The sequence below is a fragment of the Peribacillus sp. N1 genome (assembly GCF_054600815.1).
This window is the reverse complement of record NZ_BAAHZO010000002.1, coordinates 841,715-856,711: the sequence shown is the minus strand read 5'-3', so window position 1 is coordinate 856,711 and position 14,997 is coordinate 841,715. Positions and strand designations below refer to the sequence as shown.

The following is a 14,997-nucleotide window of genomic DNA, read 5'->3' as shown; positions in this document are numbered from 1 at the left end:
TGCAAAGGTTAAACATGGATACCTTATTCCTAAATGACAACTTAATATGTACCTTTACCGCCTCTAGTCAAGATGTCCCAGTAACTCAGTAGATTATTTATGAGAAAATACATATAAATCCAACATTTTATCCTCTGAACAGAGATGGAGACTATTGGTGTCATCTTCCTGATTAGAGCATAAGATGATATTACCCATTTATTCCTCCTTAAAAAAAAGGAGATGTTTCTATATGTCAGGTTGTGAACATGATTTTGACCGCGGTTTTGGATTTGGTGGAGGTTTCGCCTTTATAGTCGTTTTGTTTATACTCTTAATCATTGTTGGGTGTAGTTGTTTTTAAGGCGGGAAAGGGCGGCTTCTGCTAAAAAAGTATAAAAAAGCCTGACCGTATTTGGTCAGGCTTTTTATATTTAATCTAAGTATCATCAATTTTTGAATCAGCCTAGATACTGCTTTAATATTTCTAATCCGATTTTTAACTCATCGAATGAGTTTGTGGAAGAAAGTGCAATACGCAAATACATATCAGGGGTGGTCTGCCCGCTTTGAAAACGATTGGAATGAAATACCCGAATACCGCGCCTTTTCAAATCCGTTTCCAGCTGTAACGCATCGTTATGTCCTTTAATTGGAAGCCAACGATAAAGACTGAGAGGATGTCCAACATCCATTCTTAAAGGAAAATATTCCGAATAAATATCATTTGCAGTTTGTGCAAGCTGTTTCTTTTGAGAAACAATTTCATGAGCCTTTCCTGATAGGATTAACTCTGTGATAACCTCTGCATCAAAAGAAGAGGTCTTTACATTAATGTTGAAAATCGCTTGGGCAATTTTCTCGCGAAAGGCCTCCCCATAAACCATATAGGCAACTCTTAATCCAGAACATATTGACTTAGAGGTGCCGCAAATATAAACGCTCTGTTCCGGAAGCAAATGGAACATCGGCTGCCGGTAGTCGGAGATAATGCCTGCAGTCAGAAATGCATGAATATCATCCTCAATCAAAATTAAACGATGCTTACGGATGATCGCAGCTAATTCCTGCTTTCGAAAATCTGACATCATGACTGTAGTTGGATTGTTGCAAGAGGGCATCAGGAAAATGCCGTCAATATTTGTTTGAGAACACTGCTTTTCAAGTTCATCTGGCAGCATTCCATAATGGTCTCCGGGAATGGGCACTAACTTAATATGAAACATCTTTGCCAGCTCGATAAAGTTTGAATATGTGTATAAGTCGGTTGCAATTCTATTACCAGGCTCAAACAAAGCTGCCAAGGCTATGGCCAATGCATTTTGGGCACCGGAAACGATTGCAATATGCTCTTGATCCGCGTGAATGCCGAAAGATTCCATCCAGTTTAGAGCTGCTGTTTTTTGATGTGGAATACCAGTCGGGTCGTTGTAATTCAGCAGATGCTCCAAATAACTTTTGTTCACAGTTTTTTGTAAAGTTTCTGAAACAATATCATTGGTTTGCTCAAAAGATGCCACAAAACCAAGATCAATGCTGTTTGCCGCTTTATCTGCGGAAATGGTTATGGAACGAGTGGCATTAGGAGCCACAAAGGTTCCGCTTCCCGTAACAGCATATATCAATCCCTTTACTTCACATATTTTGTAGGAACGGGTAATCGTGGTGAAGTTTAAGTCTAGAAAATCCGCCAATTCTCGTTGCGGGGGCAACTTGGTTCCAGGTGCTATAAAACCATTTGTTATATCTTGTTCAAGTAATGAAGCAAGAGATTTATAAAAAGGACGCTTTAATGCTTTCTTATCAGGTTTCCAAGACATTGGATAATTGTCAAATGAATTTACGGGCATAGTTCACCTCTACTATCATATTCCATACAATCATAACATTTTTTGTATGGAACTCTAATGGATTTGAGCTGGCTTTAAACGAATATAAGGTGATAAGCCTATCAGTCCGCCCGTTTTATGAAATGTGCGAATTTTATTTTAATTGTAATCCATACAATTAACTTGTTTTTTGTACGGATTGTGTATGTTAAGTTTAAATAAATTTAGTCATCAGGATGTGAATTATATGAAAAAAAGAACTCAAATGCTAACTGCATTTCGTGCGGCTTTTCCGTACACAGTACCCATTTTGGCAGGATTTTTATTTTTAGGCATCGCTTATGGAATCTTTATGAATTCATTAGGGTTCAGTGCGATTTACCCGATATTGATGAGTCTAACGATATTTGCAGGATCGATGGAGTTTATTGCAGCCAATTTATTGCTTGTCGCGTTCAATCCGATTAACGCCCTTTTTCTAACATTAATGGTGAATGCACGGCATTTGTTTTATGGCATATCAATGCTGGATAAGTATAGGGGGACTGGTAAGAAAAAGCTGTATCTGATTTTTGGGCTTTGCGATGAGTCTTTTTCCATCAATTGTACCGTTGATGTTCCGAAGAATGTAGACAAGGGCTGGTTTATGTTTTTCGTGACAATGCTCAATCATTGCTATTGGGTGATAGGATCAACGATTGGCGGTATTTTTGGCTCTTTTGTCAAGTTCAACACAGAAGGACTCGATTTTGTTATGACGGCTCTCTTTGTAGTGATTTTCATTGAACAATGGATGAAAGAGAAAAAACATCATAGTGCTCTCGCTGGGCTTGGGCTGTCAGCTGTCTGCCTTATTATTTTTGGCGGAAGCAATTTCATCATCCCTGCCATGTTTGCCATTTTGGGGGTACTCACCTTACTTAGAAAGCCGTTAGAGAAAGTTGAGGTGAGAACCATATGACAATGACTTTAACGCAGCAAATCATTACAATTGCGATGGTTGTTTTAGGCACAATGCTTACAAGATTTCTTCCGTTCATCGTTTTCCCATCAGGTAAGCCCACACCGAAGTATGTACAGTATCTCGGTAAAATGCTGCCATCCGCGGTAATTGGGCTTTTGGTCATTTATTGTTTAAAGGACGTGAGCTTACAATCCGGAAGTCATGGCATCCCTGAATTCATTGGGGTGGCTGTAGTTGCCCTGCTTCACCTTTGGAAGAAAATGATGCTCCTCTCCATAGCGGGGGGAACGATTGTCTACATGATGCTGGTTCAATTGGTTTTTTAAATTGATAATAATCAGCACCTCCAATTCACGTCACAATTACTGATATCAATGGTATTGGAAGGGGCAGGTAATGGTGAAGAAGCAAATTGATGAATATCAAATTTATGAAAAACACTATGAACAAATTCATGAGCAAGTGAAAAACGATCCGTATGCTCAGTCGTTAGGCATTCAGTTAAAAAATTCGAGGCTGGTTTTGCAGAAGCAACATTAGAAGTGCAAAGCACTATGGTAAATGCATATGGAACTGTTCACGGGGCAGTTATTTATGCTGTAGCAGATCATGCTTTTTCCGCAGCCTGTAATGCCTATGGAAAAACATCATTAGGACTTTCGACAACCATCCAGTTTATTGAATCAGCTAAACCCGGAGACAAGATAGTAGCCCGTGCAACTGAAGTCAAAAGAAACTATCGGACAGGATTTTATCGAATAGACGTCTTGCATGAGCAAAACCTGATCGCGACCATGGAGGCAGTGTCATACCGTAAGGACCATTATTTTATTGAACTTGATGATGAACAAGATTAATCAGTTTAATAGTTTACGAGCAGAGCTGTCTTTAAGACAGCTTTTTTCTTATGGCAATATAGGGCAGGATTTTAATCCATATCTCCGTAAACTCAACTTTAAATGAATACCTCTTAGTAAAATACAAATGTTGATAACCTCTTGTTCCCTCATTTTGGTTATTTAAAGGAAATATTAATCAATCCGCTTTCCAGCACTGATATAAAGTCGATTCCGATTTAGATAGAAACGTAAGAGGATTAGGCATTGATTTAAGAGAAATAGGACAGCGGCCGCTTTTTAATCTGTAGGATAATGAGGATACCTCTACATTAATACACTACTCTTTTATAGTGTTTATGTGCTAATGCCTCAAATTACAAATTCACTGTATATATGGGAACGATTGCTAGTTTTGTATAGTGATAATTTGGAAATAAACTTGGAGGAAAACAGATGAAAAAACTAATATTTATGTCCCTGGCTTTGGTCATGTCCAACACTCTTTCTGCATGTAACAGCAATAATGACAGTAATGGGATTTCCCAACAGGAACAACAATTAGAATCCAATCGTGAATTGGTTGAATTCCCTGAGAACTACGATAAAGGTGTAAACTATACCACTGTCAATCGTGGAAATGTCAGGGAGGAACTATACACGAGCAGGGAAGCGATCGAAGCGGTGCAGAACGGTCAGTCAATCCCTGACGGCACAATAATCACACTCGAAATCTATCGGGATGAAGATCTTGATGAAATCTTCGTAATGGAAAAGCGTGCTGGCTGGGCTGATGGGAATCCAGCTGAGATGCGTAATGGAGATTGGCTATACCAGGAATTCAATGGAGACAAGTCGGTGGATTACAAGGAAGAAATCGGCAGATGCTTTACTTGTCATGCGAACCAGGAACGGGATGACTTCGTGAACACGATGGATGAAATGAAAAGTTTTGACCTTGGAGAGTTTACAGGATCAAAGGATGGCAATACGGGATCCCAAATCGCAGGTATCCCCACCGAACACTGGGAGGTGAAAGCGGCAGATGATCTGGAGGGCTCTCAGGATATATTGCATGAAAGCAGATTAATGGAGGAAGAAAAATCCGGAATTATCCAGAAGGTTCTTTTGATGGTTCATTATAATAAAGAGACATAGGGAGTTAGCTTACGGAAAACCGACCTAGGGATAAATAAAATTAGAAAGAGGAGAACTTCTTGAATCGAAATATGTTAATCAGGCTGGTCATTGACCTTTCTATGACAGTTCTGATGTTAGTTGCAATGGCTTACCAGATTACAGGAAATGCAATGCATGAACTGGCAGGAGTATTATTGTGTTTATTGTTTATTACCCACAATATTTTAAATCGACGATGGTATAAGACGATCTTTAAGGGAAAACACAATGTACGACGTATTCTGAGTATAGCGGTCAATCTGCTTTTTCTTGTATCCATGGCTGCAGTGATGATAAGTTCTGTGCCCATATCTCGTGACATAATACCTTTTATTCCGATTAACAATGACACGGTTCCATTGCAGATACATGTTATGACTTCATATTGGGGATTTATCTTCATGGCTGTGCATATAGGAATGTCCTGGGCAACCATTATCAATTCAGTTCGAAAGATGACGGGCATTACTGGCACCAGCCGTATCCGCACCATAGCATTTCGTGTCATAGCGGTGTTGATTGTTGTTTACGGGGTTCAGGCTTCTTTCGAGAGGGAGATGATTTACAAATTAACCATATATAATCCGTTTGGTTGGAAATTTAATGATTCCTCCATGGGGTTTTTACTAGATCATCTAGCTATCATGGGAATATATATCAGTGGGACTCATTATGTTCTGAAATTTGTTCAGAAGCAGGATAAAACAAATTTCCAGAATAAAAAAGTGCATTAATCCATAATAGATTAATGCACTTTTTTATTCATATGTTGCCTTCAGGCGGTTAATATCTTCTTTTGGGGGTAAACCAAACAAGCGGGAATATTCACGGCTGAATTGGGATGGGCTCTCGTAGCCTACGCGGAATGCTGCTTCAGTGGCATCTGTTGACTCGGATAATAATAGGCGCCGGGCTTCCTGTAGCCTCAGTTGTTTTTGGAACTGAATGGGACTCATTGCTGTTACCTCTTTAAAGTGCCTATGAAGCGATGAAACGCTCATATTTGCAATTTCCGCAAGGTCTTCAATCCGAAAAGACTGGTCATAATTATTCATTATATGGTCGACAACGTCGCCGATTTGATAGGTGGAACTTCCTTCTATCGCAATTTGGCCAAGAGTAACTCCATGCTGCCCTTGTAAAACCCTATAGATGATTTCCTTCGTGATAAGAGGTGCGAGTACCGGTATATCATTAGGATTGTCCAGCAAACGAGCTAATCTGGTTACCGCGTCCAACAGAGATATCTCTATTTGGCATACATACATGCCTCTTTTAGCATGTTCTTTCTGGTTAACAGCAAGTTGAGAATCCTGTAATACCTCTAAGATCTGGCTTGGTGTAAATTCGAGTTTGAGTGCCAAATATGGATTTTCGGAAGAGGCTTCTGTGACTATTCCGGTAATTGGCAAGTTAACAGAGGCAATAAGGTAATCGGCTGGACCGTATACATAGCGATCCTGTGCAAGCAGTACCTCCTTCATACCTTGAACGATTATACATAAGGAAGGCTTGGAAACTCCGTAATTCGGACCGGTAACTGTAGAGAATCGAGAGTAAAATAAAGAAGGAATAGCAGTCGGATGAGACCCGTCCTCGCCTGTGTGACTCTCAATGAGTTGGGTGAGCTCTGCCCGCTGTTTATAGATTTGTTCAGACATAAAAACCTCCTTGATTCCTTATTCTTTCTAGTTCCATTCTAATACATATCGCTCTGGAATTTAAGTGGTGTGAGAGGATTAGGCAATGATTTGGCAGGAATGGTATAAGGGTTTCTTATTTATATATTGCATAATAAGGGAGTAATTGAATGTGTTGAAACGCACCATGGCTAACTCTTATCATTTTTTAGTTCGAACATCTCAATTATACAATCAGATTTTCTTACTGCCGCCAATGTGCTTAACACCACATCGGTTGCGGATAAAATATAACAGCAAAGTGACAATCAAAAAAGAGGAGGGAATATAAGTTATGCAAAAACGCAAATTAGGAAAAAGTGACTTAGAAGTTTCTTCTATCGGACTTGGATGCATGGGCATGAGCCATGGTTACGGTCCTGCTTCGGACAAGAAGTTGATGATTTCGCTGATTCATGAGGCAATTGACCGAGGTGTTACTTTTTTCGATACTGCCGAAGTATATGGTCCATTTGTAAATGAGGAGTTGTTAGGAGAAGCGCTTGCTCCTTTCAAGGGAAAAGCGGTTATTGCGACTAAATTTGGTATCCAAATGGTAAATGGCAAGCAGGTGCTTGACAGTAAGCCGGAGCGTATTAGGCAATCAATCGAAGGCTCGCTTAAACGGCTTAAGGTTGACACCATTGATCTGTACTATCAGCATCGGGTGGACCCAAGTGTTCCTATTGAGGAGGTTGCCGGAGTAATACAAGACCTGATCAAGGAAGGCAAGATTAAGCATTGGGGACTTTCTGAAGCAGGGGTGGAAACGATTCGTCGTGCACACTCGGTTTATCCACTCACTGCCATTCAAAGTGAATACTCAATGATGTGGAGAAGTCCTGAAGAAGAACTGCTGCCTGCCCTTGAAGAGCTTGGAATTGGATTTGTTCCTTTCAGTCCGTTGGGTAAGGGATTCCTTACTGGGAAAATTAATAAGGACGCAACGTTCGGCAGTTCCGATTTCCGCAGTATTGTTCCTCGCTTCAAACCTGAGAATATCGAAGCAAATCAGGTATTGGTCGAACTGATAAAGAAGATTGCTGCAGGAAAAGATGCAACGCCTGCTCAAATCGCTCTATCATGGGTACTTGCTCAGAAGCAATGGATTGTTCCGATTCCCGGTACACGGAAATTGGAGCGCCTCGAAGAAAATCTTGGTGCAGCAGATATTGAACTGACCCATGAGGAATTAAAAGATTTGAACAATGCGCTCTCGAAAATCGAGATTTCAGGAGATCGCTATCCGGCAGAATACGCAAATAGAGTAGGTAAATAACAGATAAAATAGGAGGATTTCATATGCAAAAAGTAATCTTGAACAATGGTGTTGAAATGCCGATACTAGGTTTTGGGGTTTTTCAAATTCAAGATGAAAATGAATGCGAACAAAGCGTTTATGACGCTATTATGGCAGGCTATCGTCTTATCGATACCGCTGCCTCTTATCTAAATGAAGAAGCAGTAGGCAGAGCAATCAAGCGGAGTGGTGTGCCACGAGAGGAATTGTTTATTACTACAAAACTCTGGGTTCAGGATGCTGGTTATGAGAGCACAAAGAACGCATTCACAAAATCGCTGAAAAGACTACAATTGGATTATTTGGATTTGTATCTGATCCATCAGCCATTTGGGGACGTATTTGGTTCTTGGCGTGCAATGGAGGAATTGAACCGTGAGGGAAAAATTAGGGCAATTGGGGTTAGTAACTTTCAGATGGACCGTCTAGTGGATTTGATTATCCACAATGACGTAATTCCTGCAGTAAACCAGGTTGAAACTCATGTTTTTAATCAACAAATAGAAAGTGCGAAACTTATGAAAGAGAACAATGTTCAAATAGAGTCGTGGGGTCCATTTGCTGAAGGAAAAAATGATATGTTCCAGAACGAAATATTAGTGTCCATCGCCGAAAAGTATAATAAATCTGTGGCACAGGTGATTTTACGATGGTTGACACAAAGAGGAGTCGTTGCGATTCCAAAGTCTGTTCGTAAGGAAAGAATCATCGAAAACTTCAAAATCTTTGACTTCGAATTGGACCAAGAAGATATGGAGAAGATTGCTGCGTTAGATACGAAAGAGAGCTTGTTCTTTTCTCATAGTGATCCTGAAATTGTGAAATGGATCAGTACCCGTAAACTTGATATTTAACGCTCTCTTCCAAAATGAAGCGAAGAAATAGTCGATTTCCTTTTAGGAATTTCGGCATTTCTTCGTTATAAACATTTGATAGGGATTTTAAAAAGCGGAAAAGGATTTATGCACAAAAAGGATTACTGATGAAGTTTACCAAAGAAATGAGTAATTGTTGTTGATCTATCGGGTGCGTTAGCTGAAGGTTGGAGCTGTCTTTAAGACAGCTTTTTCTAATTGAGGTAAAGGGGCAGGGAAATCCGGTAACTTTATTTGGAAACTATGTTAAGATTGGGGTATTGATTTTTGAAAGGCGTTGGAATATGAGTCAAGACAATCCAAAAACAAAGATATATCTTTGGCTATCTGTTACGCTTTTACTCTGTGGAATTGTTTCTTGGATTCCTTATTTGGTCTTTAAAATTGAAGTATCTTACGGGATGCTAACATTTGTTCTTAACCCAATTGGAGTAATATTAGGTTCATTTTCAAACAATAGATTAATAGCCTTTAGCAATTTATTTATGGTCTTTAGTTTTATTCCTGTTATGATATTTGTATATCTAACAAAAGGGTACATTCCTATGTGATTGGCAGGGGATTTTTTGACACTCCATCAAACGTTATATAGAAGTAATAGATGCAAGAGCAGTAAATCAGATCTGTCATCTATATAGGTTTAGTTATGTGAAAATGATACTCCATCTAAAAAATAATAAAGAAAAAGTTATTGTATCGCAGTTCGATAGAATTATGGTAAAAAATAGGATGGTAATTGTTCAACTAACAGGTGCTTCACTTCACTAAGAAAGGTTGCTGCGGCATCCTGTTTCATATGAAACTAACGGGGTCAGGTTAGTTCAAGAAGGTAAAGGGAAGATACTAATCAATTAGACTTCCTCTTTATGTAATAACGGAATAGAATATAAATAAAAAGGTGATTACAATTAAAAAAGTAAAAAGTATCCTATTTTTTCTTCTTGGATCCATATCTCTTTTGATTGGTATTGCAGGGACTGTGTTACCAGTTCTGCCGGGCGGTCCATTTTACTTATTTGCTGCTTTTTGCTTTGCTAAAAGTTCCAAGTCGATTGAAAACTGGTTCAAGAGCACCTCATTATATGAAAAATACGTTGAAGCATTCCTGCAAAAAAAAGGTATGACTCGAAGAGAGAAAATCAGAATCAATATAATTGCCGATTTCTTCATCGTAATTTCTGTATTTTATGTGGACATCCTATTAGTGAAAATCTTATTGGTCGTGCTAGCCCTCTACAAACATTATTATTTCATTAAAAAAATTAAGACAATTGACCGAAAAAGTACGGAAAAAAAAGCTTTTGAACCTTAATTAACGGAGTTGCTTCGGCAGCTCTTTTTTTATGGAGCTAAAGGGGCAGTATAGCTAAATAAAAACAAAGGGGAAATCCCCTGATCCCAAGCAAATCTAACAGAAGGCATTGTTTCTTGCCATAAGTTAACAAAGTGCCAACATGCATTCCTGCGTAACACTCATGTGCTTAGACGGTGCTGACAAATGGCAGTCTGTTATAGGATAATGGTGATATATATTGATGGGCAAAAAATTAGGGGGAGACTCCATAAAAAAGGAAGTGCTAAACGATGAATTTAGAAATGGTCATGCAGGAGCTTGAAGCCCTTGGCAAGGAACGAACTAAAAAAATGTACATATCCAATGGTGCGCATGAGCCGCTTTTTGGCGTGGCTACAGGCGCCATGAAACCAATTGTAATGAAAATAAAAATAAATCAGCGTTTAGCTGAAGAGCTTTATTCGACAGGTAACTATGATGCAATGTACTTTGCAGGCATAATTGCAGACCCAAAAGCCATGACTGAGTCTGATTATGATCGCTGGATGGATGCTGCGTATTTTTATATGCTGTCCGATTATGTAGTGGCTGTAACTTTATCAGAGTCAGATATTGCACAAGAAGTTTCCGATAAATGGATTGCAAGCGGTGAAGAGCTGAGAATGTCAGCGGGCTGGAGTTGCTATTGTTGGCTTTTAGGAAATCGAAAAGACGTTGAATTTTCAGAAAGCAAAATTTCCGATATGCTTGACCTTGTGAAAAATACGATTCACGATTCGCCAGAACGAACGAAATCCGCTATGAATAATTTTCTATACACCGTGGGGATTTCATATTTGCCGCTCCATGAAAAGGCAGTCGAGACCGCAAAGGCAATAGGAATCGTAGAAGTCAAACGGCACAAGAAAAAAAGCAGCTTTCTAAATGCTTACGAAAGTATTCAAAAGGAAGTCGGTAAAGGAAAGCTTGGTTTTAAGCGCAAGCATGTAAGATGTTAAAATTGGTTTTGCAAAATTGAAGTGTAATTTCAATAAAGGAGGTTGCTTAGGCAGCCTTTTTCTTTGTTGAAGAACCAATACACAATAAATGTGGGGTGAATTATACTTGAAGTCATTTCAACTGAACGAAAAAACAAGATCTTTTTTATCGGAATATCAATTATTTGAAGATGATTTGATACAACAAGTTCAGTTGCAGCACCGTTTGGAATTAGTATCGGCATTTGGGATTCAAAAAGGAATGCGTGTATTAGAAATAGGTTGTGGTCAAGGGGATACAACCGTTGCTATAGCAGACGCAGTAGGGGAAAGCGGATCTGTTGTCGCAATAGATATTGCTAGTCCCGATTACGGAGCACCGTTAACATTAGGTCAAGCAGCAGAACGTATTAAGGAATCTTCATTAGGAGAGCGTATTGACTTCCATTTTGAAATGGATTTTAATTTTTTTGAATCACCTATACCATTTGATGTGGCGGTATTATCCCATTGTTCATGGTATTTCAAGCAACCCGAAGATTTATTGAAATACTTTAAAAAAATTCGTAAATCGGCAGAACATATATGTTTTGCAGAATGGGACCTCGATTTTACCTGCATTTCTCAACGTCCCCATTTTTGTGCAGTTTCCATTTTGGCATTGTACTCAAACTTCGTAAAGAATGAAGGAAATATCCAAAACTTGTTTCATAAAACTCAAATTCACCAGCTACTCCAGCAGGCAAATTTTGAAGTGATAAAACAACTTACCGTAGATGCAACATTTTTACAAGACGGTCAATGGGAAAAAAGTTATGCAAATAGTATCCGTGCAGAATTTATTAAAGTTCCTTACATGATGCAAACGTTGATAACTGGTTATTATGAACTGATGAACAATTCGAATGAAAAGGAGAATTCATTAAATGGTTTCATTGTTTGTGCAAAGTAATGAGTTCCTCATTTGCGACCGTCACAGCTCATTAAAGCTATAGTACCTTTTAGTTGAATTAATCAAATTTGATGTTTTTTCTCCTTAAGCAAAAAAGAAAACAATTCGGCAGCTCTGGATTTTGACCTCGTTTGTTAAAGTACCAAAAAGCATATCTTCAAATAATCAAACTGAATACTGAATCACAAGAAAATCCATTTTGATCATCTTTCTCAAAATGGATTTTTTTATTTACGCTCGTTAAAGAGGACATTTAGATTTATTTCAAAGCTACAGCAGTTAAAACATTTCATTAACTTCCCATGATTCGACTATTTGATGCGCCAACCTTGGATCATATCCTTTACCCATCAGATAGGCAATAGCTGCAATTTCCATCATTGCATGAGGGACAGATGTTTTTTGAGCTTCGTTTAAACCATACTGTACCCAAGGGCCGACCTGTGACAATGTCTCTTGTTTAAGTTGGTGTGGGTTAGTGTAAGGAGGATACACAATATTACATCCTTTCAAAAATATAGTTAAATATCACAATTCTATTTTATGCACCTTAACTCATCCCGTGTTCGATAATCTCTAATTTTATAGATAAAAGTTATGGGTCAAAGGATGTCCTTCTTCAACAATGGAGGGTGGGGAGTTTAAGTTGGAAATTGCACAAGTGTTTCTAATTAAAGTATTGTAACTTCCTCGAGAAGAAACAATCAGCCTAAAGAATATAAACTAAATCAGGAAAAGTGAATTTTTTGAAATTGGTTAAACTAGGGGTATCTATTAATCCTTCAAAGATTTATAAAAAATGTTGACAAAGTCCACTAATCACAATAAAGTATTAGTGGATAAAGTCCACTAAAAAGGAAGTCTAAAATGAATATAAATAAAAATACCATTGCAGATATTCGTCAATTCAATAGATTTTATACGAATCTACTTGGTGTGTTGGATAAGCATATTTTGGATACCGGATATTCTTTTACTGAGGCACGGGTAATTTTAGAAATCGGTTTGATGGAGCAGTGTATAGCGAACAATTTAGTTGATAAACTGGAAATTGATCGCAGCTATATGAGCAGAATAATTAATAAGTTAAGCAAAGATGGACTGGTTATGAAGGAAAACTCGGCCTTGGACAACAGAACTAGTCTAATTCGGTTGACTCCTGAAGGGTTGACTCTTTTTGACCAGCTTAATGAAAGATCTGATGAACAATTAGTGAGGTTATTCCAAGGATTATCAGAAAACGAAATAAAAGAAATCCACGCTTCTATGATGTTCATTCAGAAGAAATTGGATAGTTTGGGGAGATTATAGGATGATACGTTTTGAAAATGATTATACAGAAGGTGCTCATAAGCGAATTCTGAAACGGTTAATAGAAACCAATGAAGAACAAACACCCGGATATGGAGTGGATGAACACTGTGAAAAAGCGAGAGCCTACATTCGAAAAGAGTGTGATGCTGCAAATGCAGATATACACTTTTTAGTAGGAGGAACACAAACGAATACAACTATTATCGCTTCAATTTTGCGGCCGCATCAAGGTGCCGTTTCTGCAATTACCGGTCATATCGCGGTACATGAAACAGGGGCGATTGAAGCCACTGGTCATAAAGTGCTTACTTTGCCGAGTGATGATGGAAAAATTCAAGCTGGACAGGTGAAAGAATTATATGATGCTCACTGGAATGATGTTACTCATGAGCATATGGTACAGCCAGGCTTGGTTTACATTTCTAACCCTACAGAAAATGGAACGACTTATAGTAAAGCCGAATTGGAAGCATTGAGTGAAGTTTGCCGGGAATGTGGTTTGCCATTGGTATTGGATGGAGCTAGATTAGGGTATGGCTTGGCTTCGAAAGACAGCGATTTAACCTTGGCGGATGTTGCCAGGCTATGTGATGTGTTCTATATAGGGGGAACGAAAGTTGGTGCAATGTTTGGTGAAGCGGCAGTCATCATGAATGATGCCCTGAAAAAGGATTTCCGCTATTTCATCAAGCAAAAGGGAGGGATGCTGGCTAAAGGGAGACTTTTGGGGATCCAGTTTGAAACCCTATTTGAAGATGGCTTATATTATGAAGTTTCTAATCATGCCGTGGAAATGTCAATGATGATTCGAGAAGCATTTGTTAAAAATGGATTTTCATTACGATATGACTCCACATCAAATCAGCAGTTTCCCATCTTGCCCGAAGATGTAATTTTGGAATTAGGCAAAAAGTATTCATTCTCCTTCTGGGAAAAAGTCGATGCTACACACAGTGCTGTGAGATTTTGTACCAGTTGGGCTACGAAAAAAGAACATGTTGATATGCTCGTAGAGGATATTAACGCAATTAAAGGAGAAAAAAATGGCCACGATAGAGTTATATGTAGAGAATAGTTATCTAAAAGAATGTTCGGCAAATATTGTTTCCATACAAGACCGATTTGTTGTGTTCAATCAAACCATTTTTATCCTGGCGGCGGTGGGCAGCCTTGTGACCGGGGGATCATTAAACAAGGTGATGAAAGCTATAATGTATTAGCAGTAAAAAAAGTAGATGGTGAAATTATTCATGAACTAGAACGTCCATTACAGGACATTGATCAAACAGTAGAAATGCAGATTGACTGGTCTTGGCGGTATCAGAATATGCAGTATCACACATTATTGCATGTCATTTCAGGTTATTTATATGAATATTACAATGCTTTAGCTACAAGCAGTCAAATTGAAAAAGAACATGCGAGATTAGAGCTGTCTTTTTCTCTTGAAATAATACAAGAAATACCATTCGATCAATTAGAACAAACGATAAAGAAGGTACTGGCCCAACCCCATAATGTTGACACGAATACAATTAGCAGAGCTGAAGCAGAGCAAAAAGAAGGGGTTATTAAAACGGTCATTAATTTACTTCCAGCTTCTATTAACGAAATTCGAATCGTTCAAATAAATGATATTGATGAGCAAGCATGTGGCGGAACCCACGTCAACAACACTAATGAAATTAAAGACTTTTCCATAATGAAAATTCAACAAAAAGGTCCGACGAAAAAAAGGATCAAAATTCAACTATTGGATTAAATTTAATGAGGAATATAAATGGCAGAGATACGTCCTTGTAATTTGGTATTAAGCTAA

18 protein-coding genes and 1 pseudogene are annotated in these 14,997 nt (G+C 38.4%); 16 read left to right on the top strand and 3 right to left on the bottom strand.

The features are described from left to right. Positions 1-232 precede the first annotated feature (232 nt). A pseudogene (locus tag ACYP5M_RS12650) lies at positions 233-340 on the top strand (YjcZ family sporulation protein); the annotation flags it as partial. A gap of 100 nt (positions 341-440) precedes the next feature. Here ACYP5M_RS12650 and ACYP5M_RS12645 read toward each other — a convergent pair. Then, positions 441-1,829 carry an aminotransferase-like domain-containing protein gene (locus tag ACYP5M_RS12645; protein ID WP_402939730.1) on the bottom strand — a complete coding sequence of 463 codons (1,389 nt, stop codon included), beginning with the start codon at positions 1,827-1,829 and terminating at the stop codon, positions 441-443. Between the two features lie 184 nt (positions 1,830-2,013). Here ACYP5M_RS12645 and azlC point away from each other — a divergent pair, with 184 nt between their 5' ends. The 6 genes from azlC to ACYP5M_RS12615 all read left to right on the top strand — a co-directional run bounded on the left by azlC (position 2,014) and on the right by ACYP5M_RS12615 (position 5,521). Continuing rightward, entirely contained in the window at positions 2,014-2,769 is a 756-nt protein-coding gene (gene azlC / locus ACYP5M_RS12640; protein ID WP_230178092.1) for an azaleucine resistance protein AzlC, read from the top strand. Beyond that, positions 2,766-3,098, top strand: coding sequence for a branched-chain amino acid transporter permease (locus ACYP5M_RS12635; RefSeq protein ID WP_137020649.1), 333 nt, complete (start codon positions 2,766-2,768; stop codon positions 3,096-3,098). Before azlC ends, ACYP5M_RS12635 begins: the two co-directional genes overlap by 4 nt. A 70-nt stretch (positions 3,099-3,168) precedes the next feature. Then, positions 3,169-3,312 (top strand): hypothetical protein, encoded by a 144-nt coding sequence (locus ACYP5M_RS12630; RefSeq protein ID WP_459735123.1) that lies wholly within the window; start codon positions 3,169-3,171, stop codon positions 3,310-3,312. A gap of 14 nt (positions 3,313-3,326) precedes the next feature. Beyond that, entirely contained in the window at positions 3,327-3,629 is a 303-nt protein-coding gene (locus tag ACYP5M_RS12625) for a hotdog domain-containing protein (RefSeq protein ID WP_459735122.1), read from the top strand. A 435-nt stretch (positions 3,630-4,064) separates the two neighbouring features. After that, a complete protein-coding gene (locus ACYP5M_RS12620) occupies positions 4,065-4,766 on the top strand; it encodes a cytochrome P460 family protein (RefSeq protein ID WP_459735121.1) in 702 nt (233 codons plus the stop codon). 59 nt (positions 4,767-4,825) lie between these two features. Further along, positions 4,826-5,521: a DUF4405 domain-containing protein gene (locus ACYP5M_RS12615; protein ID WP_434167801.1), complete on the top strand. Its 696-nt coding sequence runs from the start codon at positions 4,826-4,828 to the stop codon at positions 5,519-5,521. A gap of 24 nt (positions 5,522-5,545) precedes the next feature. Here the strand turns inward: ACYP5M_RS12615 and ACYP5M_RS12610 are convergent, their stop codons facing one another. Continuing rightward, positions 5,546-6,448: an AraC family transcriptional regulator gene (locus ACYP5M_RS12610; RefSeq protein WP_260358591.1), complete on the bottom strand. Its 903-nt coding sequence runs from the start codon at positions 6,446-6,448 to the stop codon at positions 5,546-5,548. Between the two features lie 313 nt (positions 6,449-6,761). Between ACYP5M_RS12610 and ACYP5M_RS12605 the strand changes: the two genes are divergently transcribed. From ACYP5M_RS12605 to ACYP5M_RS12580, 6 genes are all read left to right on the top strand, one after another. After that, complete coding sequence (locus tag ACYP5M_RS12605; RefSeq protein ID WP_459735120.1) at positions 6,762-7,745, top strand: aldo/keto reductase; 984 nt, start codon at positions 6,762-6,764, stop codon at positions 7,743-7,745. Between the two features lie 23 nt (positions 7,746-7,768). Continuing rightward, positions 7,769-8,620 carry an aldo/keto reductase gene (locus ACYP5M_RS12600; protein WP_101223308.1) on the top strand — a complete coding sequence of 284 codons (852 nt, stop codon included), beginning with the start codon at positions 7,769-7,771 and terminating at the stop codon, positions 8,618-8,620. 188 nt (positions 8,621-8,808) lie between these two features. Further along, positions 8,809-9,192 (top strand): hypothetical protein, encoded by a 384-nt coding sequence (locus ACYP5M_RS12595; protein ID WP_434167798.1) that lies wholly within the window; start codon positions 8,809-8,811, stop codon positions 9,190-9,192. A 347-nt stretch (positions 9,193-9,539) separates the two neighbouring features. Next, entirely contained in the window at positions 9,540-9,953 is a 414-nt protein-coding gene (locus tag ACYP5M_RS12590) for a YbaN family protein (RefSeq protein ID WP_459735119.1), read from the top strand. Positions 9,954-10,225: 272 nt separating this feature from the next. Beyond that, the gene (locus ACYP5M_RS12585) at positions 10,226-10,933 is read left to right on the top strand and encodes a DNA alkylation repair protein (RefSeq protein WP_459735118.1); all 708 of its coding nucleotides are present in this window, start codon (positions 10,226-10,228) and stop codon (positions 10,931-10,933) included. Between the two features lie 106 nt (positions 10,934-11,039). Continuing rightward, the gene (locus ACYP5M_RS12580) at positions 11,040-11,864 is read left to right on the top strand and encodes an SAM-dependent methyltransferase (RefSeq protein ID WP_459735117.1); all 825 of its coding nucleotides are present in this window, start codon (positions 11,040-11,042) and stop codon (positions 11,862-11,864) included. Positions 11,865-12,143: 279 nt separating this feature from the next. Here ACYP5M_RS12580 and ACYP5M_RS12575 read toward each other — a convergent pair whose 3' ends face one another. Further along, positions 12,144-12,359: a hypothetical protein gene (locus ACYP5M_RS12575; protein ID WP_137020796.1), complete on the bottom strand. Its 216-nt coding sequence runs from the start codon at positions 12,357-12,359 to the stop codon at positions 12,144-12,146. A 372-nt stretch (positions 12,360-12,731) separates the two neighbouring features. Between ACYP5M_RS12575 and ACYP5M_RS12570 the strand changes: the two genes are divergently transcribed. Genes ACYP5M_RS12570 through ACYP5M_RS12560 form a run of 3 tightly spaced genes read left to right on the top strand, consistent with a single transcriptional unit; the run spans position 12,732 to position 14,940 of the window. Further along, positions 12,732-13,175: a MarR family winged helix-turn-helix transcriptional regulator gene (locus ACYP5M_RS12570; protein WP_459735116.1), complete on the top strand. Its 444-nt coding sequence runs from the start codon at positions 12,732-12,734 to the stop codon at positions 13,173-13,175. 1 nt (position 13,176) lies between these two features. Next, positions 13,177-14,253, top strand: a complete 1,077-nt coding sequence (locus tag ACYP5M_RS12565; protein ID WP_452444410.1) for a threonine aldolase family protein — start codon at positions 13,177-13,179, stop codon at positions 14,251-14,253. 12 nt (positions 14,254-14,265) lie between these two features. Beyond that, on the top strand, positions 14,266-14,940 hold the full coding sequence (locus ACYP5M_RS12560) for an alanyl-tRNA editing protein (RefSeq protein WP_434167794.1): 675 nt from the start codon (positions 14,266-14,268) through the stop codon (positions 14,938-14,940). The last annotated feature ends 57 nt before the right edge of the window (positions 14,941-14,997 follow it).

Excerpts from the sequence above, each read along its gene's own strand:
- ACYP5M_RS12645 (WP_402939730.1), bottom strand. The coding sequence starts at position 1,829 with ATGCCCGTAAATTCATTTGACAATTATCCAATGTCTTGGAAACCTGAT.
- ACYP5M_RS12635 (WP_137020649.1), top strand. The coding sequence starts at position 2,766 with ATGACAATGACTTTAACGCAGCAAATCATTACAATTGCGATGGTTGTT.
- ACYP5M_RS12570 (WP_459735116.1), top strand. The coding sequence starts at position 12,732 with ATGAATATAAATAAAAATACCATTGCAGATATTCGTCAATTCAATAGA.
- ACYP5M_RS12625 (WP_459735122.1), top strand. The coding sequence starts at position 3,327 with ATGGTAAATGCATATGGAACTGTTCACGGGGCAGTTATTTATGCTGTA.
- ACYP5M_RS12605 (WP_459735120.1), top strand. The coding sequence starts at position 6,762 with ATGCAAAAACGCAAATTAGGAAAAAGTGACTTAGAAGTTTCTTCTATC.
- ACYP5M_RS12620 (WP_459735121.1), top strand. The coding sequence starts at position 4,065 with ATGAAAAAACTAATATTTATGTCCCTGGCTTTGGTCATGTCCAACACT.
- azlC (WP_230178092.1), top strand. The coding sequence starts at position 2,014 with ATGTTAAGTTTAAATAAATTTAGTCATCAGGATGTGAATTATATGAAA.
- ACYP5M_RS12585 (WP_459735118.1), top strand. The coding sequence starts at position 10,226 with ATGAATTTAGAAATGGTCATGCAGGAGCTTGAAGCCCTTGGCAAGGAA.
- ACYP5M_RS12560 (WP_434167794.1), top strand. The coding sequence starts at position 14,266 with ATGTTCGGCAAATATTGTTTCCATACAAGACCGATTTGTTGTGTTCAA.
- ACYP5M_RS12565 (WP_452444410.1), top strand. The coding sequence starts at position 13,177 with ATGATACGTTTTGAAAATGATTATACAGAAGGTGCTCATAAGCGAATT.
- ACYP5M_RS12600 (WP_101223308.1), top strand. The coding sequence starts at position 7,769 with ATGCAAAAAGTAATCTTGAACAATGGTGTTGAAATGCCGATACTAGGT.
- ACYP5M_RS12610 (WP_260358591.1), bottom strand. The coding sequence starts at position 6,448 with ATGTCTGAACAAATCTATAAACAGCGGGCAGAGCTCACCCAACTCATT.
- ACYP5M_RS12630 (WP_459735123.1), top strand. The coding sequence starts at position 3,169 with ATGGTGAAGAAGCAAATTGATGAATATCAAATTTATGAAAAACACTAT.